Genomic DNA, 23474 nt, shown 5'->3' with positions numbered 1-23474 from the left:
TTGCACGGTTATTATAAAATACGACTAAACGGAAAAATAATATAAATTATATTATGAGTAAGCAATTAGAAAAGATTAAAGAACTGATCGCTAAGCGCGAACAGGCACGTCTTGGTGGTGGCCAAAAAGCTATCGACAAACAGCACGCACGTGGTAAATACACAGCACGTGAACGTATCGACATGCTCGTTGATGAAGGTAGCTTCGAGGAATATGATATGTTTAAGCTCCATCGCTGTCATAACTTTGGCATGGAGAAGAAACAATACCTCGGCGATGGTGTCGTAGCCGGTTCAGCAACTATCGATGGTCGATTAGTATATGTTTATGCTCAGGACTTTACCGTTAATGGTGGTTCACTTTCAGAGACCATGGCAGAAAAAATCTGCAAGGTTATGGATATGGCCATGAAAATGGGTGCTCCTGTTATCTGCATGAATGACTCTGGAGGAGCACGAATACAGGAAGGTATCTCAGCTCTCGCTGGTTACGGTGAACTTTTTGAACGTAATATTCTTGCCAGTGGTGTAGTTCCTCAGATTTCAGCCATCATGGGTCCTTGTGCCGGTGGTGCAGTTTACTCTCCTGCTCTTACCGACTTCATCATCATGAAGGAAGGTACATCGTACATGTTCCTTACAGGTCCAAAGGTAGTAAAGACTGTAACTGGTGAGGATATCGATGCAGAGCATCTTGGTGGTGCTTCAGTACACGCTTCTAAGAGTGGTGTTACTCACTTCACTGCTAAAACTGAGGAAGAAGTATTTGAGTTGATTAAGACTTTGCTTTCTTATCTTCCATCAAATAATATGGAAGAAGCTCCTCGCACAGAATGTACAGACCCTATCAATCGTATGGATGACAGTTTGAACGCTATTATCCCAGAAGACCCTAACCAGGCCTATGATATGTATAAGGTTATTGCAGCAGTTACCGACAATGGCGAGTTTTTTGAGGTTCAGCCTAAATTTGCAAAAAATATAATCACAGGTTTCGCTCGTTTCAACGGTCAGAGTGTAGGTATCGTTGCAAACCAGCCAGCAGCATACGCAGGTGTTCTCGATGTTAACGCTAGCCGTAAAGGTGCACGCTTTGTACGCTTCTGTGATGCATTCAACATTCCTATTGTTTCTTTGGTAGACGTTCCAGGTTTCTTACCAGGTACAGGTCAGGAGTACAATGCAGTTATCCAGCATGGTGCCAAATTGCTTTATGCTTACGGTGAAGCTACAGTGCCTAAGATTACGATTACTCTCCGTAAGAGCTATGGTGGTAGTCACATTGTTATGGGCTGCAAGCAGCTTCGTGCTGACCTCAACTTCGCATGGCCTTCTGCAGAAATCGCAGTTATGGGTGCTAGTGGTGCTGTTGCTATTCTTTGTGGTAAAGAGGCTAAAGCAGTTAAGGAAGAAGGTGGAGATGTTAAGGCATTCCTCGCTGAAAAAGAAGATGAATATACTGAGCAATTTGCAAATCCTTATCAGGCAGCTCAGTTCGGTTACATCGATGATGTTATCGAACCAAGAAACACTCGTTTCCGTATCTGCCGCGGTTTAGCACAACTCCGTACAAAACGCCAGACTCTTCCTGCTAAGAAGCATGGTTGCGAGCCAATGTAATCGAGTCACATATACTAAAATCAATAGTTATGGATAAGAATATATATGCAGCCATTGCTATGGCTATCTATGAATACCAGGGCAATAATGTTCACGATAAGGAATCAGGTATTATCACTATTAAACCAAAGGAAACTTTATGGAACGCTAAGCCATTTGGTATTACTCCTAGGCCATAAGCAATACATCAATAACATTTAAAGAAGAAATTCAATGAAAGAATTCAAATATACAATCGACGGAAAAGAATACAATGTTTCCATCAATGAAGTTGATGAAAATTATGTAGCTTCTGTATCAGTCAATGGCGAAAATTATCAGGTGCAGTTAGAGAAACCTGAAGAGCCAGAAAAGAAAAAACCGGTATTGGGTCAGCCTGTTGCTGAAGAGAGTGGAGATACAACTCCTGCAGCAAACATCAATGCTAATAACGCTATCAAAGCTCCATTACCTGGTACCATCACTGGTATCAATGTTGAAGTGGGCCAGGAAGTAAAGGCTGGTGATACAGTAGTTATTCTCGAAGCTATGAAAATGGCCAATAATATCGAAGCAGAAAAAGACGGTAAGGTTACAGCTATCTGCGTAAAAGTAGGTCAGGCCGTCCTCGAAGAAGATCCACTGGTTGTTATCGAATAATAACCAAAAATCAAAATATTTCATAAAGGAATGAAGTCAAAAACTTCATTCCTTTTTATATTCATTCAACATCAAAAAAAAGAGCCAATCGTTAAATAACGACCGACTCTAACTTCTGCTCTCGACAATTTATATTTCTTTTAAAGCTTGTTTCCTTCTTTTGGGAATATTACAGTTGGCTTAAAGGTCTTAGCCTCTTCAAAATCCATAATTGCATAAGCTATGATAATAACAGTATCACCAACCTGAACCTTACGTGCAGCAGCTCCATTCAAACAAATAGCACCAGAACCACGCTCACCCTTTATAATATAAGTCTCTAGACGCTCACCATTATTATTATCAACAATCTGAACTTTCTCGCCAGCAATCAATCCTGCAGCATCCATCAAATCTTCATCGATGGTAATGCTTCCCATGTAATTCAAGTTAGCTTCAGTAACCGTCGCACAATGCAGTTTTGATTTTAACACTTCGATTTGCATGACTAGTTTTTATTTTTATATGTAATATGATCGATTAAACGAATTGGTGTTTTACCACAGTATACTGTGATACAACCAGCGATATATGGAGCATCCCAACTTTCTACATCTGTAAGCATATTACCATCGACTATAGAAAAGTATTCAACCTCCAAACCTTCAACAGCATTAATATCAGCTACTACTTTATCATGAGTTTCCTGTACAGTATGACTCTTAGCATATTCAACACTTGCTACAAGCGTAGCATATATTTTAGGAGCTATAGCACGCTCATCATCTGTTAATAACGTATTTCTACTACTTTTCGCTAATCCATTAGTTTCACGAACAGTTGGACATTCAACTATCTCCACATCAGAATTAATGTACTTAACCAACTGCTTGATAACAGCAATCTGCTGCCAATCTTTTTCTCCAAAATAAGCTCTATCTGGCTTAACTATATAAAAAAGGCGACTAACCACTTGGCATACGCCATTAAAATGCCCAGGACGACGAGCACCTTCCATAACAGTTGTAACAGGAGGAAACTCAAAGTGACGCTGATCAGGAGTAGGATACATCTCCTCGACTGTTGGTGCGAACACGATATCTGCGCCACAAGATTCAACCAATGCACAATCAGCATCAAGTGTACGTGGATAACGCTCCAAATCACCTTTATCATTAAATTGAGTAGGATTCAGGAAAACAGACACCACTGTTATATCATTATCCTCAACGCTCTTTTTGATAAGTGAAGCATGTCCCTCATGAAGGGCACCCATTGTAGGGACAAATCCTACCATCTTCTTACCTTCACGGCGAACATCAAAAAGTTCGTTCTGGAGGTCAACAATTCTATTGAATACTTTCATTTCGCAAAATAAGTTTTCTCAATCGGTTTGCAAAATAACAACTTTTTTCTTAAATAAGAAAGAAATATTATAAAAATATGCCAAAAATGGTCACAATTATCGGTTTTAATAGATTTTATGACAAAAAAAGAACTTTTTTTTGTACCTTTGCAACACTATAAAAGTTATAAAATGGCAAAGAAAGTATTATTCATTAACCAGGAAATTACTCCGTACGTACCAGAGACAGAAATGTCTATATTAGGTAGAGACCTACCACAGAAGACACAAGAAGCAGGATTTGAGATCCGCACATTCATGCCTAAGTGGGGTACAATTAATGAACGTAGGGGCCAATTACACGAAGTAATTCGCCTTTCAGGAATGAATCTTATTATCGATGAAACGGACCACCCACTAATCATTAAGGTGGCTTCAATACCTACCTCAAGATTGCAGATTTACTTCATCGACAACGATGACTATTTCCAAAAGCGACAAATGAGTGCAAATGAAAGTGGCGATGACTATGCAGACAATGGTGAACGAGCTATTTTCTATGCTCGTGGCGTATTGGAAACTGTTAAGAAATTGCGTTGGACACCTGATATTATCGTATGTCAAGGATGGATTAGTGCAGTTGTTCCTTTTTACATTAAGAAAGCTTTCAATGAAGAACCTTCATTTGCAAATGCTAAAGTTATCACTTCATTCCACGAAAATCAGCTGAAGAGTGATCTTGGCGAAGACTTTACTAAATTAGTTGATTTCAAAGAAGCACAAAGCAGTTTACTCGAAGGTTATGCAAAACCGTTTGATTTTATGGAATTAGGTAAACTAGCTATCGACTATAGTGATGGCATCATTGAAGCTGGTAAAGACGTTAATCCAGAACTTTTGGCATATGCCAAGGAGAAAAACATTCCTGTAATGAGCAATCCTGGCGATGACTATGCTCAGTCTTATGCTGACTTCTTTAATAAGATAGCCGGTGAATAAAAAATATATATATTATATCATTTATAATATCACATGAATTTTAAATCTTTGGCAACTATTGCTGCCGTTGCTTTTGCATTTACAGCATGCGACGACACAACCGACACTATTGGCGGAAGCCTTACTGATGATATGGATAACATCATTGTATCTACAGATACATTTGGTGTAATTTCTGATTCTTATGTACCAGATTCTGTGTTGGCAAATAATACGACTGGCTATCTGGGACGAGTAAAAGACCCAGAAACGATGAGTTACATTACAGGTAACTATATGACGCAGTTGCATGTTCTTGAGGACGAAGCATACTTTGTTGACTCTACATACATGCTCAATGACTCTGTAAGAGTTACACGCAAAATCAATAGAGATACCGATGGTTCCGTTATCGTGGATTCTACAAGCGTTCTCGTCTACTATAATAGTTTTTACGGAGATAGCTTGACCAATATGAAAGCATCTATCTATCCGATGGACAAGCCGATGGAAGAAGGTGTGAATTATTATACCACTTTTAATCCTAAAACTGCAGGCTATGTAAATGAAAAGGCTATTAGCTCTCGCGTGTATACTGCTGCAGACTTTAATAGAACTAACGGATTAGGTGATTTAACTGGTTATCAACACTTTACAAGATTTTGGCTAAACGATAACTATACTAAAGATGGTGTCACTTACAAGAACTATGGTGACTATATCGCAAAGATGTATAATAAAGAGCCGAAGAATTTTAAAAATAGTTACAAATTTAATCACTACGTATCTCCAGGTCTATATTTCGAGCATACTGCAGGTACAGGAAACATGCTATACATTTATAATGCTCGTTTAACAATGTTCTATGATACTACTGTAAAATACGATACCATTTCAGGTGTAAAACAGGGAAATTCTAGTACTGTTAAATATGTTTCGTACGATTTTCTCGATGGAACCTCAGAGGTATTGCAGCATACAAGCATAGCTAACAATAAAGAGCTAATGACACAAATGGCAGCAGATCAGAGCTGTACTTATATCAAGACTCCCGCCGGACTGTTTACTACTGTAACATTGCCTATCGAGGAAATTATGCGCAATCATGAAAATGATTCAATTAGTAGTGCGAAAATGGTAATAAGACGTATCAATAATCAAACTTCAGAAAAGTACGAATTACCAATCCCTACTACACTGATGATTATTCCTGTAGACAGTATGAAATCATTCTTTGAAAATAGAGATATTATTAATTATCGCACATCCTACTATACAACTTATACTTCAACTTCTACAAGTACAGTTTCTAATGCTTACAACTTCAATAACATTTCAGGCATTGTAACTAGCATGTGGAAGGCAAAACAGAATGGTACAAATAGTGAGAACTGGAATAAAGCAATCATCGTACCTATTACGATTTCTACGACGACAAATAGTTCTACAACAACTATTTCTAAGGTAACAAATGATATGTCGTTAGGAAGTACCAAATTAGTTAGAGGTACAAGTTTCGATAAAAATGAATCTCCAATAACAATCAGTGTTATTTATAGTAGATTCGATAAAGAATAAATCTATATGGCTGATAATTATCTAGAGCGTCATCGCGAAGATTATGAAAAAAGGAAAGCGGCTTGGCTTCGACGTAAACAAAGATTACCCAAGACAAATTCTAGAAATATCGAAAAGCCTGATGATGAAAGTCTATAAGAACTTTAAAAGGCATCCTTTATTTTAAAGGATGCCTTTTAAAGTTCTTATAGACTTGGTATTAATTAGCCCACAATACTAAAACGTGCGAATTTCAAAAGAAGTTGCTTAGTACCGGCATTCTTAAATTCTACTGTAGCTTTGGTGTTTTCTCCAGTTCCCTCTAATTTTTGAACGACACCGATACCAAAACGCTGATGTTCTATAATACTACCTACTGACAGATTACCAGCATTAGTACTAACCATAGATGACGAAACTGTACTCGCGGCAGAAGAAGAAGAAGGCACTACCCTTCTCAAATTCTGATTCGAATGCGATTGAGTTAAATGAACTTCTTTTGGCTTAGACTGATTATAAATACTTGAATAACGACTTGTATGCCCACTATAACGGGCAGTATAATCTGTATCAATAGAGCTATCCATTCCGCCCCTTTCACTTTCCACATTCAGCAAAGCAGGGTCAATATCACGAAGGAATCGGCTTGGAGTGTCATATTCCATCTTACCATAACGCCAACGATTTCTAGCGCAAGTAAGAATACAGTGTTTTTCTGCACGTGTAATAGCAACATAAAGCAATCTACGCTCCTCTTCCAATTCCCGTGCCGAACTAACAGCCATAGGACTTGGAAAGATATTCTCCTCTAATCCGACTATAAAGACTGTAGAGAACTCAAGACCTTTTGCACTATGAATAGTCATCAGTGAGACTCTACTCTGCTCGTCTTCACCATTACTATCACTATCCAAATCTGACATCAAAGCAACATCTTGAAGAAAATCGGAAAGAAATATTTCATCTTCTCTTCCCTCTTCTCGTCTACCTTCGACAAAATCTTGCATACCACTCAGGAACTCTTCTAAATTTTCCTGTCGAGACAAGGCTTCAGGTTCACGTGAAGAATAAATATCAGCAGTGATGCCACTAACTTTAATAATTTCCTGTCCCAACTCAAATGCATCTACTTTTGGCATTTTTTCAATGAAAGAAGTAATCAGAGCTCTAAAAACATCCAATTTATTAAGAGTTCCCTTGTTTACATTCAGGCCAAATTGAGTAGGTGAACAGATAACATCCCAAAAACTTACTCCATATTTACGTGCCACCTCTGCAATTTTTGCCAAAGTGGTATTGCCGATTCCACGAGACGGATAATTAATAATACGTTTAAAAGCCTCCTCGTCATTCGGATTAGCAATCAAACGAAAATAAGCAATGATATCCTTAATTTCTTTACGTTGATAAAAACTCAACCCTCCAAAAATACGATATGGAATATCCTGTTTACGCATTTCCTCCTCAAAACTTCTACTCTGAGAATTAGTACGATATAAAATAGCAAAATCACAATACTGTGCATGATCTGCCGCCATAATACGCTTGATATCTTTGCAGACAATCATTGCTTCTTCTTTATCACTGTAAGCAGGCTTCAACGTCAACTTCTCACCTTCTGCATTTGTACTGAATACATCTTTCGGTATCTGACGTTCATTTTTTTTCATCAAACTGTTAGCAGCAGACACAATATGTTGAGTACTACGATAATTCTGTTCTAATTTAAAAAGTTGTGCATTAGCATACAACTTACTAAACTTAAGAATATTATCAATATTCGCACCACGGAAACCATAAATACTTTGATAATCGTCGCCTACTACACAAACATGTGGATTTTCTTTAGTTAACTGCAATATGATACACTGTTGTGCATAGTTGGTATCCTGATACTCGTCCACCAAAATGAATCTAAAATGATCTGCATACTTTCGGCGTACATCTTCATGATCTCTGAAAAGTATATATGTCAAAACTAACAAATCATCAAAATCCATTGCATTTGCGTTTTGGCACCGTTGCTGATAAGTCGTATATATCTGACTAATAGCAGGTTGACGAGTATCAATATCACGACTAATCAACTCTCTATCCAGCGCATAATCAGCTGGCATTATCAAATGGTTTTTAGCCATTGAAATCTTACTATGTACACCAGCAGGTTTATAAATTTTATCATCCAACTGCAGCTCTTTGATAATCGTCTTAATCAAAGAACGAGAATCAGCTTCATCATAAATAGTAAAATTAGGATTATAACCAATATGAGCAGCTTCACGACGAAGGATACGGGCAAAAATGGAATGAAAAGTACCCATATTGAGATAACGGGCACGATCAGCACCAACAAGGCTTCCTATACGCGATTGCATTTCCTTAGCAGCTTTATTAGTAAAGGTAAGAGCCAAAATATCCCAAGGCTCATATCCTTTCATTAACAAATATGCAATTTTATAGGTCAGCACACGTGTCTTACCAGAACCAGCTCCAGCTATAACTAATGATGCTCCATCAAGATATTCGACAGCAGCCCGCTGAGAATCATTCAGCTGACTTAACAATTCTTTTTCTTCCATTTTATTATTCTATCAAGTTTTCCAGACTAGCTACTTATCATGCTATTATTTACCACGATAAGCACCGCCCACAACAGTTTTGGGATCAACATCTTCACCCTCTTCTGGAAAAACAGGTATAAACTTCATTTCTCGTTCAATACGTCTTTTGCGTTTGCGCATATATGCACTAGGATTAGACGAGTCAAATCGACGCGGGTTAGGCAGAGTTGCAGCAATAAGTGCACATTCTCCCCTAAACAAATCCTTAGCATTCTTATGGAAATGATATTCAGCAACAGCATCTACACCATAAATACCATCACCCATCTCTATACTATTAAGATACACCTCCATTATACGTTGCTTACTCCATAGAGTTTCAATAAGAAAAGTAAAATACACTTCGAAGCCTTTACGAACCCAACTACGACCCGGCCAAAGGAACACATTCTTAGCCGTTTGCTGACTAATTGTACTTCCACCATGGATTTTACTTCCTCCACGCAAATTGTGCTTAGCAGCATTCTGGATAGCGCCAAAATCAAAACCATGATGAAGTAAAAATCTTTGATCTTCACTAGCCATTACTGCCACTGGCATGTGCTCTGAGATTTTATCCATAGACACCCAGTGATGATGCATGGTAAGACTCTTACCATCAGCTAATTGTTCACCACAACGAATAAACATTAAAGGGGTAAAATATACAGGTAAAAACCTATATATCACTACAGCAAGAATGGTGGTACTGAAAAACAGTGCCACCATCCATCTTAAAATTACAAATATTTTTTTTTTCATCATTCAAGCGTACCATTTTCTGCACTCTTTACCATTTTATCGCTGGCGTACAGATAAACCTCAACTCGACGGTTTTCAGGAGCTACAGTAGCATTAACGATTGGGTTAGCACTAGCGTAACCTGCAACATTCTTAAACTGACTGCTAGAAACACCCTGAGAGACCAAGTATGAAGAAACGGCCTTAGCACGCTTATCACTCAAAGGTAGATTAATAGCATCACCACCTGTTGCATCTGTATAACCTTGAATATCTACAGCCAACATTGGATCATTTTTCAATGTTGAAGCAAATTTAGCCAAATCATTTTTTGCTGCAGACTTAAGAGTAGACTTACCCAAATCAAATTGTAAACCACTATCGAAAGTAACCTTAATAGCTTTCAAACCATTCGCATCAGTAACTTCCTCAACCTTAGCATTAGAAACCTGCTGAGCAATTTCAGCCTTTTTCTTGTCCATGTGAGCACCAATACGATTACCAGCCAAACCACCAACAGCAGCACCGATAGCAGCACCTACAACAGCACCTGTTCCATGATGACTATTATTAGCCAAACCACCAATTAAACCACCTAAAACTGCACCAGCACCAGCACCAATACCAGTACCTGTTCCCTGGCTTGTACCACAGCTTGAAACTGTTAACAAAGCAGCCAATGCGACTACTGTAATCTTCATCTTTCTCATAATCTCTAATCTTTTTATAAACGAATTATTTGCAAAGATAATTGTTTTTTCACTAAGTAATTCAGTTTATCAACATTTTTTTGTACTTTTGCGAGCAAAATAAAATATAAACATTAGTATAATGGCAAAAGAATTAAAAGAACTTACCAAACGTTCTGACAATTATAGTCAGTGGTATAACGATTTGGTGACCAAGGCAGACTTGGTAGAACAGGCTCCTGTCAGAGGATGTATGATTATCAAACCTTATGGTTTTGCTATCTGGGAGAAAATGAAAGAGCAATTGGACAAAATGTTCAAAACTAAAGGTGTACAGAACGCCTATTTCCCTCTCCTTATCCCTAAAAGCTTTCTTTCTCGCGAGGCAGAGCACGTTAAAGGCTTTGCAAAGGAATGTGCCGTTGTTACTCACTATCGTCTGAAATCTTCAGAAGACGGTAATAGCGTTGAGGTAGACTCTGAGGCTAAGTTAGAAGAAGAACTTATTATCCGCCCTACTTCTGAGACTATTATCTGGAATACATATAAAAATTGGATTCACAGTTGGCGAGATCTGCCTATTAAGTGCAATCAATGGTGCAACGTTATGCGCTGGGAAATGCGTACCCGTCCTTTCCTTCGTACTTCAGAGTTTTTATGGCAGGAAGGTCACACTGCTCATGCAACTCGCGAAGAGGCTGAAAAGATGGCACAGGATATGCTTCATGTATATGCAGATTTTGCAGAAAAATATATGGCTGTACCAGTTATTCAGGGCGTAAAAAGTGAGACAGAACGTTTTGCAGGTGCTCTCGACACTTACACTATTGAGGCTATGATGCAGGACGGTAAAGCTCTCCAGAGTGGTACTTCTCACTTCTTAGGACAGAACTTTGCTAAGAGTTTCGATGTTACATATCTTACCAAAGAGAATAAACCTGAATATGTTTGGGCTACTTCATGGGGTGTTTCTACTCGTTTGATGGGTGCACTTATCATGACTCACTCTGACGATAATGGCTTAGTACTTCCTCCAAAATTAGCTCCAGTGCAAGTAGTTATCATTCCTATATATAAGAATGACGAACAACATGAACAGCTGAACCAAAAACTACAGCCTGTTATCGATCAATTAACAGAACTTGGTGTTTCTGTAAAATATGACGATGCTGACAATAAGCGTCCTGGATTCAAATATGCAGATTATGAGTTGAAGGGTGTACCTGTTCGTCTTGTTATGGGTGGTCGTGACCTCGAAAACAACACTATTGAGGTAATGCGTCGTGATACTCTCGAGAAAGAAAACGTTACTTTTGATGGTATCGTAGAACGTATCAAAAATTTGCTTGATGATATCCAGCAGAATATCTACGACCGTGCTGTGAAATATCGTGATTCTAAGATTTACGAATGCGATGATTACGAAGAATTTAAAGAGCGTATTAAGGATGGTGGTTTCTTCCTTTGCCACTGGGATGGTACAGCAGAAACTGAAGCTAAAATCAAAGAAGACACACAGGCTACTATCCGTTGCGTGCCTTTCGCTTACGAACAAACTCCTGGTGTCGACATGGTTACAGGTAAGCCTTCTAAGTATCGCGTAATTATTGCGAAAAGCTATTAATTTAGTCACACATAATATATGGGGGCAGTTCTTGATAACTTGCCCCTATTTTTTTATTTTAACAATATGGAATTATTAACTTTACAATATATCGTTGTTGCCATAATTGTCTTAAGTGCATGGATTTATGCCATTTATCGTATCATTCAAACCATAAAGCATTCCAAAGACAAATGTTATGGCTGCGCTGGCTGCACACTTCACGACGAAATTCTAAAAAAACAAAGACAACAAAGTAGCTCACGACCACGCTGTTACAGAAAAGCATCAGCTTTTTCACAAAAAAATCAATAAAAAAGCAAACAAAAGTTTGGCTATATCAAAAAAAATCCATACCTTTGCACTCGCAATTAAGAAATGGTGCTTCACCGTAATAATGGTGCCTTGGCCGATCGGTTAGGTAACGGTCTGCAAAACCGTGTAGAGCAGTTCGACTCTGCTAGGCACCTCTTAATTATAATAGGAAGAAAATATTTTTATTTTCTTCCTATTTTATTTTTCGACCTTCCAAACCGCCATACATGCAATTCCAAATATTCTAAAAAAATATACAATCTAAACAATTAAAAGTTTGGTGGTATCATTTTTTTTTCATACCTTTGCACTCGCAATCAAGAAATGGTGCTTCACCGTGATAACGGTGCCTTGGCCGATCGGTTAGGTAACGGTCTGCAAAACCGTGTAGAGCAGTTCGACTCTGCTAGGCACCTCATTAAAAAGGAATCTTTCTTTTAGAAAGGTTTCTTTTTTTTATTCTCTATCCCCTCATTCATTACCTATCGATTCCAATCAGAGACTTAATAAAGATATCATTTATCCTTAAATACCAAACTACGAAAATCTCTAAAAAAAACTGTAAAAAAGATTATCAACTCGCTTAAAAAGACATTTGATATTCTACAAAAAAACATATAATTGAACCATTTTACTTCACAGCCAGCCATTAAAGGCTTCCAAAAGCATTCTTTGGAGAAAACAATCTTACTCTTATGGATGTATTTTATTAAACAGCCGATAGGAATGAGTATTAAGTGATTAGTGACATACCTTTAAAAAACAACATTCAATCGCTTATAATCAGCAATTGAATGTTACTTCTGTGACAATAAAAAAGTTTTAGCGGATAGCACTAAAAGATAATGAACAAAAAAAAAGAGATCGGGCAACCAATTAGCCAGATCCCTTTTTTTTTACACTATCATGTTGAAAATATATTAGCCAAAATTATCATACATGATACTCTCCGGCTCTACACCAATACTATCCAAATAATCAGTTACAGTCTTAATCAGCATTGGAGGTCCACAGAGATAGTATTCACAATCTTCAGGTGCTTCATGATCCTTCAAATAAGTATCACGTACACAGTTAACAGCAAAACCAGCATAATACTTCACACCAGCTTCATCAGCCTTAGGGTCAGGACGATCGAGACTCAAATGCAAGTGGAAATTAGGAAATTCTTTCTCCAGCTCCCAGAAGTCTTCCATAAAGAAAGCCTCGCTCAAACTACGAGCACCATAGAAGAAATGCATTTCGCGATCAGTACAGTGCAATGTTTTTGTCATATGCATAATCTGAGCACGTAAAGGAGCCATACCAGCACCACCACCAATCCAAATCATCTCCTTTCCACTAGTGAAATTAGGATGGAAGTCACCATAAGGCCCACTCATCATTACTTTATCACCAGGCTTCAAAGAGAAGATATATGAAGAACCAATACCTGTTGGTACATCCTGGAAACCGACCTGAGGACGTGGTAAAAATGGAGTACTTGCAATACGAACTGTCAAAGTAATAATATCACCCTCAGCAGGATAGTTAGCCATAGAGTAAGCACGAACTGTATCTTCTGGGTTATGAGCCTTCAGAGAGAGTATATTAAAATTCTTCCATGCACCAATATACTCCTCACCAATAAGTTCTTTATCAAAATCCTTATCATAGTCAATACAGTCATAAGCAGGTATCTTAATCTGTGCATAAGAACCCGGGATGAAGTCCATGTGTTCACCTGGAGGTAAAGCCACCTTAAACTCTTTGATAAAGCTTGATACATTCTTATTACTGATAACAGTACACTCCCATTCTTTTACATTAAGGATAGCATCACTAACCTTAATTGAAAGATCATTTTTCACCTTGGTTTGGCATCCTAAACGCCAATGATCCTTGATTTCCTTACGAGTAAAGTGACCTTTTTCTGTATCTAAAATTTCACCACCGCCTTCAAGCACCTGACAGCGACACTGACCACAACTACCCTTACCACCACAGGCAGAAGAAAGATGTATGCCATTTTCATTTAACGTAGAAAGCAGAGTACTACCCTGTTCTACTTCCAACTTCTGATCACCATTGATTGTGATAGTAACCTTACCACTTGGACTAAGATATTTCTTAGCAACAAGCAGAATAACCACCAAAAGCAAAATGATGATCAAGAAGACTGCTATACTTAGTATTATAAATTGTCCCATAATTATTATCTTCTTGTAAGCATGTTAACTAAAACTGCAGACCACTGAAGCACATCATAGCCATAGCCATGAGACCCACAGTAATAAAAGCGATACCCATACCCTGAAGAGGCTTAGGTACATCGCTATAAGCCATTTTTTCACGAATAGCACCAAACATCACAATAGCAAGCGTCCATCCGATACCACTACCCAAAGCATAAGCAAAACTATCCCAAATATTAGAAATAGCCTGAGCATTAGAAGAATCGAGAAGAATACGTTGCTGCATAAACAAAGAGGCACCCATAATTGCACAGTTTACAGCAATCAACGGCAAGAAGATACCAAGGGCTGCATAGAGTGATGGAGAGTATTTTTCTACAGCCATCTCTACCAACTGTACAATACCAGCTATAACTGCGATAAAAAGAATAAAGCTCAAATAGCTCAAATCTACGCCGTCAACTAGACAATTAGGGCCAAGCACCATTGTTTGAAGCAAATAGTTAACAGGTTCGGTTACAAGCAACACAAAAGTAACTGCGATACCCAATCCAAGCGACGTTTTAACATTCTTACTTACAGCCAAATATGAACACATACCTAAAAAGTATGCGAAAATCATATTATCTACAAAAATAGACTTGAAGAATAATGATATTGCGTGTTCCATTTTTCTTGTCTTTTAAAATTATTTATCGTCCTTAGCAAAAAAAGCACGATTAATCCAGATAACAACACCAATAAGAATAAGGGCTGTACAAGACATAGTCATCATACCATTATTCATATATCCTACTGTATCATAGAATGACTGAGGAATAAGTTGGAAACCTAAAAGGCTACCACGACCAAACAACTCTCGGAAAGCACCTACGATAATTAGAATGATAGCATAGCCTAAGCCATTACCCACACCATCGAGAAAAGAAGGCCAAGGTTTATTGCTCATAGCAAACGCTTCGAGACGCCCCATCAGAATACAGTTTGTGATAATCAGACCAACGTATACAGACAATTGAACGCTCACATCATAAGCGAAAGCCTTCAATACCTGATTAACGATAGTCACCAAGGCAGCAACCACTACCAACTGTACAATAATACGAATTCGCATAGGAATTGTATTACGGATGATAGAAATAATTACATTAGCAAAAGCAGTAATCACTGTTACAGCCAAACCCATAACGAGAGCAGGCTTCAACTGTGAAGTTACAGCCAACGCACTACAGATACCTAGAACCTGAACCATAATAGGGTTGTTCAAGTGCAGAGGCTCCATGAATGCGGCTTTATTTTGTTTTGAAAATAAACTCATCTTGAAATAATATATTACGGTTAATTATTTTTGATTCAAGAAATCAAGATACTGTCCTAGACCTTTATCTTTATCCATCAGCATCTCAGCAACACCATTACTGGTCAGAGTAGCTCCAGTCACAGCATCTACCTGTGTAACAGGGTCTTCCACCTTTTTCTTTACAGAGAGTGCAATTTCATTAGTTACACCATCCTTAAAAAGTTTCTTTCCCTGGAATTTTTCTTGCCAACTCTGATTATCTTTGATTTCTGCACCAAGTCCAGCAGTTTCACCTTCATGAGTAAAGTAAGCACCATATACTGTATTTTTATCATCATTTACTGAGATATAACCACCGATGCCACCCCAAAGACCCATTCCTTTGACGGTGAATACATACTTAGTTTTACCATCGATATTACAAGTATAGATAGTACCCCTACCCTCATTCACACTTTTTTCCGATTTAACAACCTTCGCATAAGTTTCCTCTGTTTCAGCGTTATTCAGATTACGAATATTCAAACTATATAAAATCTGCTTTTTCTTATCAAGTGCTTCATTAGCATCCTGCATAGGCTTCAAGGCCTTGAAAACAAATGCGAGCAGGAAGGCTACAATTATGACAATTACTGCCGAATAAATAATGGTATATGAATTTGAATTAGTTTTCATTGCCATGCCCTCCTTATTTAATTAAACGTTTTGCTCTCTTAGAAATGTTGCGTTCTACCACACAATAATCAATAAGAGGAGCTATCATATTACCGAAGAAAATGGCCAACATCATACCTTCAGGATAACCTGGGTTTAGTACACGAACGATTACCGCAAGCGCACCAATAATGAAACCATATACCCATTTACCACATTCTGTACGTGCTGATGTAACAGGATCTGTTGCCATAAATACAGCACCAAAACAGAAACCACCTAAAACAATGTGCTCATACCAAGCGATAGGAGTCTTACCAGTGGCAGAGAAAAGAAGAGCCATAGCAATTCCACCTACGAAGACACTCAACATTGTCTTCCAACTAGCGATACCTGTACAGAGCAAAATAACAGCTCCTATAGCAATAGCAATTACAGAAGTTTCACCTATAGAACCTGGAATAAAGCCGAAGATCATATCGCTTAAGGAAGCCTGAACAGCAGAGCCCTGAGCAATCTGTCCTAAAGGAGTAGCCATAGTGAAAGCATCTGGCAGATTATTACCTAGTCCCAGAATAGCATCTTTAGCAACCCATACATTATCACCTGTCATACAACTTGGATAAGAAAAGAACAGAAACATACGGGCACCTATAGCAACATTAAAGATATTCATACCAGTACCACCGAAGATTTCCTTGCAGAAGACTACAGAAAAAGCAATAGCTAATACCAATATCCACCACGGTGTAGTTACAGGGATGATCAGTGGAATTATAATACCTGTAACAAGATAACCCTCCTGAATTTCCTCATGTTTCCACTGGGCCCAAGCGAACTCAATGCCTAAACCTACAACGTAGCTTAATATTACCTTCGGCAATACAGCTAAAAATCCAAAGCCAAAAATCTCACAGAAAGAAGCATTTGCAAGTGTACCTGCTGCCAAATAATTCTGGTAACCTACATTATACATACCAAACAATAGAGCTGGCAACAAAGCGATAACCACAAAACTCATGATGCGCTTGCTATCGATAGCATCATGGATAGAAACACCACTCTGCGATGTCTTATTAGGCACAAAGAGGAAACTCTCGAAACCATCATAGACACTCCAAAGCGAATGCAGCTTACCACCCTCTTCAAAGTTTGGCTTTATCTTATTTAAATAATTTTTTAAAGCACTCATTTTGTAATAATTAAATAATTAAGCATTCTCCTTTCGAAGTGTATTCAGTCCTTCTCTAACAATTTTCTGCAACGGCAGTTTAGATGAATCAACAAACTCTGCCAAAGCAAAATCTTCAGGACTTACTTCATAAATACCTAATTGTTCCTGTTTATCAATATCACCAGCGATAATGGCCTTTATTAGATATTCGCTATAAATATCCATTGGCAAGACCTTATCATATTCGCCACTCATAATCATATGACGCTCACCACCTTTAATACGGGCGTCCAGATTGTAGGCTTTCTTACCAAAGAGCCATGAAAAATAACTATGATTAGCAGAATACTGTTTAGTTCTTGGCATAATCCAACCCAGGAGTTCATCTACATTATCACCTTCTGGTATTACAGTAACCTCTGAGACATGTGCATGAAGATAATCCTCAATCGAAGATTTTATACCTGTAAGTGGGTTACCATTCAAGATACGTACATGTTCCGTTTGTTTTAAATTACCTTCGAGTATAGCCTTCAATGGTGTGCCTACCAATACTTCAACATAAGAAGGGTCTTTAACTTCACTACCAGCAACAGCTACTTTCTTACGAAGATCCACTTTACCCGTCAAGAAAAGACGACCAAAGAAGATTACTGCAGAAGGATCCACAGTCCAAACGACTTCACCTTTATTAACAGGATCTATATGATTAATTTGAACTCCTACATTACCTGCAGGACACTTTCCATCGAAAACGTTAACTTCCGCATTCTTAGCAGATAACAGAGTTTGATTAGACTGATTCTTTCCGACCCCTAAATACACCTTTGCAATTTTTGAGAGGGCAGAAATACCAGTCTGAAAAGCCTCCTCATTTCCTTTCAATTCATACTCAAAATTACCAGCAAGAGGCATGTCGCGCAAAGCAGAAACAAAAATAGCCTTAGGCGTTGTACTTGGATTTGTTGCAATAGCATAAGGAAGTTGGTTCATGTAGCCAAACAAACCTGCATCCAACAGACTTTTCTTTACTTCTTCACTAGTTAATTCATCGACATTCTTGATACCGAAATCTACATACTGCTGATTTAGATCAGCCCTTACTTTTACGCAGAGCACCTTTCTACGTTCACCTCTAACGATAGCAGTAACAGTACCACTAACAGGTGAAGCAAATTTTTCCTCAGGAAAAGCTTTATTCACAAACAAAGCATCTCCAGCCTTGACCACATCTCCCTCATGGACAACAACTTTAGGAGTAATACCAACAAAAGCCTCTGGAACCAATGCGAATTCCTCACATTTAGAGAGTTCTGTTAGTTTCTCCTCAGCCTTTCCTATAAGATTAATGTCTAGGCCCCGACGTAACTTAATTACATTTGCCATAACTACATCTTTTATGGGATATTCTCATCCCTGCTGAAATATTAATTGAATAAATTTTCTTTAATGAATAGTATGTTTGCAAATATAGCGAAAATTATGTTAATTCAGAAACAAAAAGTTATATTTTCTTGCAAAAATTGGCAAATTATAAACTTTTGTAAAGCAGGGTTTACAAATTACAAACTTTTTTACTATCTTTGCTTAGCTTTAAGCAAAACATATTAAATTAGGGACATCTGAAAAGACTCAAACATATCATTAACACCTTTATATGGACCTTAGCAGGACTATATTTTGGTATTGTTACATTACTGCATATTCCAGTAGTGCAGTCTTATGTAGGTAGCCAAGTAAGCACAGCCTTGGAAAATAAGTTTGGAACAAGGGTTTCCGTAGAAAAAATTGACATTGGAATATTTAACCGACTTATTATCGACAATGTCCAGATGTACGATCATGAAGAAGAACGTATGCTCCAAGCATATCGCCTTTCTGTGCGTATAGATTTACTCGACCTACTTCAAGGTAAGATTAGAATTTCTTCAGCCCAAATTTTCGGTCTGAATGCTAATTTATATCAACAAACTAGGCAATCTAAGCCTAACTTTCAATTTATACTCGATTCTTTGGCCTCTAAGGATACGACGAGCCACTCTCCTATTAATTTACAGATTAACTCTCTCATCATTAGACATGGATCTGTGCAATGGAACAAGCGATTTATTGCACAAACCCCTGGCCTTTTCACGCTTGATCACATTAACATTCATGATATCAGCGCACATATCATTGTGAATGCACTGGAAGAAGATTCTGCCAACATCAATATTAAGCGTTTGGCTATGGAAGAAGCTTCAGGACTAAAATTAAAAGATTTGAACTTTAAAGTTAAAGCTAACCATCGACAGGCGCAGTTGACAGATTTCCATATTTGTTTACCACATACCACTATCGATATTCCTCAGATTTCAGCACAATATCGATTCGAAAATGGTAAGCTACTCATGCCGACACTTGAATATGAAGGCGAGATCGCTCCATCAGCGGTTACACTTAACGATATCGCAGCCCTGATACCGGAACTGTACAAGGTACAAAGTACAGTTCATATCTCTACTAGTTTCAATGGTACTAGTACATCTTGCCGTATACAACACCTAAATATCAAAACCGACGCCAATGAAGTAGTGGTAGACGCTTCAGGATTTGTAAGAGATTGGAGTTACAAACCTAAATGGAATGCCGAAATCAGACAACTGAGAATTACCGACAAGGGCATTTCACTCATTGCCAATAATTCAGGAGCACATTTTAAGATACCAGACATGATTAAGAGACTAGGCAACATAGCCTATCATGGACAAATAGGTGGCTATGGCAACTATCTTGCTGCCAAAGGAGTTCTTACCACTTCTCAAGGTCTTGTTAACTTAAGTGTAGGGAAACATAACCAACAGTTTAATGGAACGCTGGAAACCAGGGGTATAAATCTAGATAAAATACTAAATGATAAGCATTTAGGCATTCTCAGTACAAGTATTCATATAAAAGGTAAGACCGATAAAAAAAATCATTTATCACAACTTATAGCTAAAGGAAACATTGAGCGAATAGATTACAAGGGGTATTCATATCGCAACATACACGTAGATGGTACGTTTTTTAACGGACTTTTCCGTGGTCTTGCTTCTATCAACGATGCCAATGCGAAAGTAACACTTCAAGGACTTTTTAACTCTGCATCAAGCAAGCCTTCTGTAACAGCAAAGGTTCAAGTTGATCGTTTTAATCCATCCGCACTCCATCTTACTCATACCTTTCCTGCTACCACTTTTGCCTTTACAGCTAAAGCTGACTTTGTAGGAAACAATATCAATACGATAGCAGGAAATCTTGACCTATCACATTTTAAGATGCATTCAGCAAAAGAAGATTATTATCTATATAAATTACACATAACTGCTGGTAACCAAAATAAAACTCACGAACTAAAACTACAAAGTGATTTTGCTGATTTACAGCTAAAAGGTCATTTCAATTATGAAACTCTAGCTCAAAGTATTATCAATCTTGTTGGCAATAAACTACCTACCCTACCTGGACTTCCTGCCCCAAAACCAGTACACGGCAACGACTTTACGATTCAGGGATCAATTAGCAAAAGCGACTGGTTGCAACACCTTTTCCACTTGCCGGTTACTATTCAGCAGCCTATTACCCTCAATGGAATGCTCAATGACCGTATCCACCAACTTAACTTACATGCAGACATGCCACAATTTATAATCAATGGTAAGCAATACAAGAATGGCTATATCCGCATGAACACACCTAACGATACTCTAAAAGCAGACATTCATGTAAGCATGTTGGCAGAATCTGGACGCACAAATAGTTTCAAAGTAGAAGCTTCTGCATATAACAATAAACTGGCCACCTCACTACATTATAACAATAACAATCCTGAACTCAAAATTAAAGGATTGCTCAATACTGAAACTCAATTCTATAAGATGAATACAGGATTACCAGCTGCCCACATGAGCATACATCGTTCCGATATTCTTATAGGTGACTCTTTGTGGGCAATTGAGCCTTCAGACATTATTTATTACAAAAATCATTTAACCGTAGACCATTTTAATATAAGACACAATGATCAGCACATTCTCATTTCTGGATTAGCAACAGATCAGGCAACAGATTCACTCCTTGTCAACCTTCAGAATGTAAATATCAAATACATTCTTAACCTTATCAATTTTCACTCGGTAGAATTTGGAGGATACGCTTCTGGTGAAGCAAGTCTTAAATCTGTATTCAAATCGCCTGACGCCAAGGCTGACCTTACCGTTAGTCATTTCACTTTCCAAGATGGAACAATGGGAACCCTACAGGCTCACGTTAACTATAATAAGCCTAAGGAGCAAATTGATATTCAAGCTATTGCAGACGAAGGATCAGGGCATTACACACAGATTAACGGATGGGTAGCACCAGGAAGAAATGATATTTTGCTAAACATTGGTGCAAGAGGGACCAACCTTGACTTCCTCAAATCTTTCTGCGGAAGCTTTATGGACCAAATAGACGCCCGAGCATATGGCGATGTACAACTCGTCGGTCCTTTGAGTCACGGTGGTCCTAACTTAATAGGAGACATCGAGGCTTCAGGTAAGACACATATAGCTCCACTCAACACCGAATATTCCTTCCAGCACATGAAGGCAAAAGCGACTCGTAATAAAATAACCTTATACAATGACACCGTGTACGATCGCGAAGGACATATCGGTATTGTAGATGGAGACTTACTCCACACCAACCTATCCAAACTGCACTATAATATAAATATCCAAGCACAAAATCTGTTAGGCTATGACCAAAAAACATTTGGTAACAATACTTTCTGTGGAACAGTATATGCTACAGGAACCTGCTCTATCAGAGGTAAAAGTGGAGAAACCATCATAGACATTGATGCTAGTCCAGAACAAGGTTCAACATTCGAATATAATGTATCAAGCCCTGAAAGTGTTGGACAACAAGACTTTATTCATTGGCACGATGCCACACCTAAAAATACTACAGTTGTTGAACCCCAACAGCAAGAGCAACCTTCAGAAATTGATATTCCATCTGATATGAAAATCAATTTTCTGATTCATGCAAATCCAAACCTTACTGTAAAATTGTTAATGGATGCAGCAACAGGAGACTACATCACTCTTCATGGTGATGGTGTTATCCATGCAAATTACTTTAATAAGGGTGCCTTCAATATGTTTGGTACTTATGCTATCAACAATGGCATTTATCAGCTCACTATTCAGAATATTATTCAGAAACAGTTTCAGTTTATGCCAGGAAGTTCCATTACTTTTAGTGGAGACCCATTCCTTTCCCCACTTCAACTCAAGGCACAATATACAGTAAACGGAGTGAGTCTAAGTGATTTGAACCTAGGCAACTCTTTCGGCGGTGGAACTATACGTGTAAACTGTTTAATGAATATTACAGGTACTCCAGCAGATCCGAAAGTTAACTTCGACATGGATTTACCTCATGTAGACAGTAACATCAAGCAAATGATTTACAGTACGATCAATGGTACTGATGAAATGAAGCAACAAGTGGTATATCTGCTTGCCATCGGTCGATTCTATAATAAAAACACCAATAATGCTGTTGCAGAAGAAGCGAATCGACAAAGCCAAGCCTCCTTGGCGATGCAGAGCCTTATTAGTGGAACGATTAGTCAACAGTTTAACAATGTACTAAAGACAGTAGTTCACAATACCAACTGGAATTTTGGTGCCAATATCTCTACCGGTGACGAAGGCTGGAACAATGCAGAATACGAAGGACTATTAAGCGGCCGTATGCTCAACAATCGTTTACTTTTCAATGGTCAATTTGGCTATCGAGATAATTCAAAATCAGCAACAAACAGTAGTTTTATCGGTGATTTTGATCTTCGCTATTTACTCCACCCTAATGGAAATTTCGCCATTCGTGTGTATAATCAGAGCAATGATCGCTATTTCATCAAGAATACACTCAACACCCAAGGTATCGGTCTGATTCTGAAAAAAGACTTTAATGGTATCCATGATTTTTTCGGCATTAAGAAGACAAAGAAAAAAAATAAGTCAAAAAAGATAGCAAACAAAAAGGAAAACAAAAAATAGGCTAAACGAGAAGAAGACAGTACGACGAGT

20 protein-coding genes and 2 tRNA genes are annotated in these 23474 nt (G+C 38.1%); 11 read left to right on the top strand and 11 right to left on the bottom strand.

The annotated features are described in order from the left end of the window. The first annotated feature begins 53 nt into the window (after positions 1–53). The 3 genes from L6469_RS02550 to L6469_RS02540 are packed head-to-tail and all read left to right on the top strand — an operon-like array spanning position 54 to position 2258. On the top strand, positions 54–1619 hold the full coding sequence (locus L6469_RS02550; protein ID WP_006282293.1) for an acyl-CoA carboxylase subunit beta: 1566 nt from the start codon (positions 54–56) through the stop codon (positions 1617–1619). 29 nt (positions 1620–1648) lie between these two features. Further along, on the top strand, positions 1649–1798 hold the full coding sequence (locus L6469_RS02545) for a hypothetical protein (protein ID WP_006282294.1): 150 nt from the start codon (positions 1649–1651) through the stop codon (positions 1796–1798). Positions 1799–1832: 34 nt separating this feature from the next. Continuing rightward, positions 1833–2258: a biotin/lipoyl-containing protein gene (locus L6469_RS02540; protein WP_006282295.1), complete on the top strand. Its 426-nt coding sequence runs from the start codon at positions 1833–1835 to the stop codon at positions 2256–2258. A 140-nt stretch (positions 2259–2398) separates the two neighbouring features. On the opposite strand, the gene panD is transcribed toward L6469_RS02540, so the two are convergent. Together panD and panC are read right to left on the bottom strand one after the other, a co-directional pair. Continuing rightward, the gene (panD, locus tag L6469_RS02535; RefSeq protein WP_006282296.1) at positions 2399–2743 is read right to left on the bottom strand and encodes an aspartate 1-decarboxylase; all 345 of its coding nucleotides are present in this window, start codon (positions 2741–2743) and stop codon (positions 2399–2401) included. Between the two features lie 2 nt (positions 2744–2745). Then, positions 2746–3603: a pantoate--beta-alanine ligase gene (panC, locus tag L6469_RS02530; RefSeq protein WP_006282297.1), complete on the bottom strand. Its 858-nt coding sequence runs from the start codon at positions 3601–3603 to the stop codon at positions 2746–2748. Between the two features lie 171 nt (positions 3604–3774). Between panC and L6469_RS02525 the strand changes: the two genes are divergently transcribed. Genes L6469_RS02525 through L6469_RS02515 form a run of 3 tightly spaced genes read left to right on the top strand, consistent with a single transcriptional unit; the run spans position 3775 to position 6276 of the window. Beyond that, the gene (locus L6469_RS02525; RefSeq protein WP_027453722.1) at positions 3775–4581 is read left to right on the top strand and encodes a glycogen/starch synthase; all 807 of its coding nucleotides are present in this window, start codon (positions 3775–3777) and stop codon (positions 4579–4581) included. A 33-nt stretch (positions 4582–4614) separates the two neighbouring features. Beyond that, positions 4615–6138, top strand: a complete 1524-nt coding sequence (locus tag L6469_RS02520) for a DUF4270 domain-containing protein (RefSeq protein WP_006282299.1) — start codon at positions 4615–4617, stop codon at positions 6136–6138. Positions 6139–6144: 6 nt separating this feature from the next. Then, the gene (locus tag L6469_RS02515) at positions 6145–6276 is read left to right on the top strand and encodes a hypothetical protein (protein WP_006282300.1); all 132 of its coding nucleotides are present in this window, start codon (positions 6145–6147) and stop codon (positions 6274–6276) included. 65 nt (positions 6277–6341) lie between these two features. Here the strand turns inward: L6469_RS02515 and L6469_RS02510 are convergent, their stop codons facing one another. Genes L6469_RS02510 through L6469_RS02500 form a run of 3 tightly spaced genes read right to left on the bottom strand, consistent with a single transcriptional unit; the run spans position 6342 to position 10168 of the window. Then, positions 6342–8696: an ATP-dependent helicase gene (locus L6469_RS02510; protein ID WP_006282301.1), complete on the bottom strand. Its 2355-nt coding sequence runs from the start codon at positions 8694–8696 to the stop codon at positions 6342–6344. 45 nt (positions 8697–8741) lie between these two features. After that, complete coding sequence (mtgA, locus tag L6469_RS02505; RefSeq protein WP_006282302.1) at positions 8742–9482, bottom strand: monofunctional biosynthetic peptidoglycan transglycosylase; 741 nt, start codon at positions 9480–9482, stop codon at positions 8742–8744. Continuing rightward, positions 9479–10168, bottom strand: a complete 690-nt coding sequence (locus L6469_RS02500; protein WP_006282303.1) for an OmpA family protein — start codon at positions 10166–10168, stop codon at positions 9479–9481. Before L6469_RS02500 ends, mtgA begins: the two co-directional genes overlap by 4 nt. Positions 10169–10289: 121 nt before the next feature. On the opposite strand from L6469_RS02500, the gene proS reads away from it, so the two are divergent. From proS to L6469_RS02480, 4 genes are all read left to right on the top strand, one after another. Next, complete coding sequence (proS, locus tag L6469_RS02495; protein ID WP_006282304.1) at positions 10290–11771, top strand: proline--tRNA ligase; 1482 nt, start codon at positions 10290–10292, stop codon at positions 11769–11771. Between the two features lie 66 nt (positions 11772–11837). After that, on the top strand, positions 11838–12065 hold the full coding sequence (locus L6469_RS02490; RefSeq protein ID WP_027453718.1) for a FeoB-associated Cys-rich membrane protein: 228 nt from the start codon (positions 11838–11840) through the stop codon (positions 12063–12065). 84 nt (positions 12066–12149) lie between these two features. Next, positions 12150–12220: transfer RNA gene (locus tag L6469_RS02485), tRNA-Cys, on the top strand. Between the two features lie 190 nt (positions 12221–12410). After that, positions 12411–12481 (top strand) — tRNA-Cys (locus L6469_RS02480). Positions 12482–12985: 504 nt separating this feature from the next. Here L6469_RS02480 and nqrF read toward each other — a convergent pair. From nqrF to L6469_RS02450, 6 genes are read right to left on the bottom strand one after another with little or no spacing between them, the layout of a single operon-like run. Continuing rightward, entirely contained in the window at positions 12986–14254 is a 1269-nt protein-coding gene (gene nqrF / locus L6469_RS02475) for an NADH:ubiquinone reductase (Na(+)-transporting) subunit F (RefSeq protein ID WP_006282305.1), read from the bottom strand. Between the two features lie 28 nt (positions 14255–14282). After that, positions 14283–14909 carry an NADH:ubiquinone reductase (Na(+)-transporting) subunit E gene (gene nqrE / locus L6469_RS02470; RefSeq protein WP_006282306.1) on the bottom strand — a complete coding sequence of 209 codons (627 nt, stop codon included), beginning with the start codon at positions 14907–14909 and terminating at the stop codon, positions 14283–14285. Between the two features lie 18 nt (positions 14910–14927). Next, positions 14928–15557, bottom strand: coding sequence for an NADH:ubiquinone reductase (Na(+)-transporting) subunit D (locus L6469_RS02465; RefSeq protein ID WP_006282307.1), 630 nt, complete (start codon positions 15555–15557; stop codon positions 14928–14930). Positions 15558–15581: 24 nt separating this feature from the next. Beyond that, entirely contained in the window at positions 15582–16214 is a 633-nt protein-coding gene (locus tag L6469_RS02460) for an FMN-binding protein (protein WP_006282308.1), read from the bottom strand. Positions 16215–16227: 13 nt separating this feature from the next. Further along, positions 16228–17385 carry an NADH:ubiquinone reductase (Na(+)-transporting) subunit B gene (locus L6469_RS02455; protein WP_006282309.1) on the bottom strand — a complete coding sequence of 386 codons (1158 nt, stop codon included), beginning with the start codon at positions 17383–17385 and terminating at the stop codon, positions 16228–16230. Between the two features lie 18 nt (positions 17386–17403). Then, the gene (locus L6469_RS02450; protein ID WP_006282310.1) at positions 17404–18753 is read right to left on the bottom strand and encodes a Na(+)-translocating NADH-quinone reductase subunit A; all 1350 of its coding nucleotides are present in this window, start codon (positions 18751–18753) and stop codon (positions 17404–17406) included. A gap of 446 nt (positions 18754–19199) precedes the next feature. Here L6469_RS02450 and L6469_RS02445 point away from each other — a divergent pair, with 446 nt between their 5' ends. Next, on the top strand, positions 19200–23444 hold the full coding sequence (locus L6469_RS02445) for a translocation/assembly module TamB domain-containing protein (RefSeq protein WP_237851119.1): 4245 nt from the start codon (positions 19200–19202) through the stop codon (positions 23442–23444). Positions 23445–23474 lie beyond the last annotated feature (30 nt).

The sequence above is a fragment of the Segatella baroniae B14 genome, assembly GCF_022024235.1.
In the GTDB taxonomy this organism is placed as follows: Bacteria; Bacteroidota; Bacteroidia; order Bacteroidales; family Bacteroidaceae; genus Prevotella; species Prevotella bryantii.
This window is presented reverse-complemented; position numbering and strand designations above follow the sequence as displayed.

Coding starts and splice junctions, on each gene's coding strand:
- L6469_RS02550 (WP_006282293.1), top strand. CDS start 54: ATGAGTAAGCAATTAGAAAAGATTAAAGAACTGATCGCTAAGCGCGAA.
- L6469_RS02545 (WP_006282294.1), top strand. CDS start 1,649: ATGGATAAGAATATATATGCAGCCATTGCTATGGCTATCTATGAATAC.
- L6469_RS02540 (WP_006282295.1), top strand. CDS start 1,833: ATGAAAGAATTCAAATATACAATCGACGGAAAAGAATACAATGTTTCC.
- panD (WP_006282296.1), bottom strand. CDS start 2,743: ATGCAAATCGAAGTGTTAAAATCAAAACTGCATTGTGCGACGGTTACT.
- panC (WP_006282297.1), bottom strand. CDS start 3,603: ATGAAAGTATTCAATAGAATTGTTGACCTCCAGAACGAACTTTTTGAT.
- L6469_RS02525 (WP_027453722.1), top strand. CDS start 3,775: ATGGCAAAGAAAGTATTATTCATTAACCAGGAAATTACTCCGTACGTA.
- L6469_RS02520 (WP_006282299.1), top strand. CDS start 4,615: ATGAATTTTAAATCTTTGGCAACTATTGCTGCCGTTGCTTTTGCATTT.
- L6469_RS02515 (WP_006282300.1), top strand. CDS start 6,145: ATGGCTGATAATTATCTAGAGCGTCATCGCGAAGATTATGAAAAAAGG.
- L6469_RS02510 (WP_006282301.1), bottom strand. CDS start 8,696: ATGGAAGAAAAAGAATTGTTAAGTCAGCTGAATGATTCTCAGCGGGCT.
- mtgA (WP_006282302.1), bottom strand. CDS start 9,482: ATGATGAAAAAAAAAATATTTGTAATTTTAAGATGGATGGTGGCACTG.
- L6469_RS02500 (WP_006282303.1), bottom strand. CDS start 10,168: ATGAGAAAGATGAAGATTACAGTAGTCGCATTGGCTGCTTTGTTAACA.
- proS (WP_006282304.1), top strand. CDS start 10,290: ATGGCAAAAGAATTAAAAGAACTTACCAAACGTTCTGACAATTATAGT.
- L6469_RS02490 (WP_027453718.1), top strand. CDS start 11,838: ATGGAATTATTAACTTTACAATATATCGTTGTTGCCATAATTGTCTTA.
- nqrF (WP_006282305.1), bottom strand. CDS start 14,254: ATGGGACAATTTATAATACTAAGTATAGCAGTCTTCTTGATCATCATT.
- nqrE (WP_006282306.1), bottom strand. CDS start 14,909: ATGGAACACGCAATATCATTATTCTTCAAGTCTATTTTTGTAGATAAT.
- L6469_RS02465 (WP_006282307.1), bottom strand. CDS start 15,557: ATGAGTTTATTTTCAAAACAAAATAAAGCCGCATTCATGGAGCCTCTG.
- L6469_RS02460 (WP_006282308.1), bottom strand. CDS start 16,214: ATGAAAACTAATTCAAATTCATATACCATTATTTATTCGGCAGTAATT.
- L6469_RS02455 (WP_006282309.1), bottom strand. CDS start 17,385: ATGAGTGCTTTAAAAAATTATTTAAATAAGATAAAGCCAAACTTTGAA.
- L6469_RS02450 (WP_006282310.1), bottom strand. CDS start 18,753: ATGGCAAATGTAATTAAGTTACGTCGGGGCCTAGACATTAATCTTATA.
- L6469_RS02445 (WP_237851119.1), top strand. CDS start 19,200: ATGTACGATCATGAAGAAGAACGTATGCTCCAAGCATATCGCCTTTCT.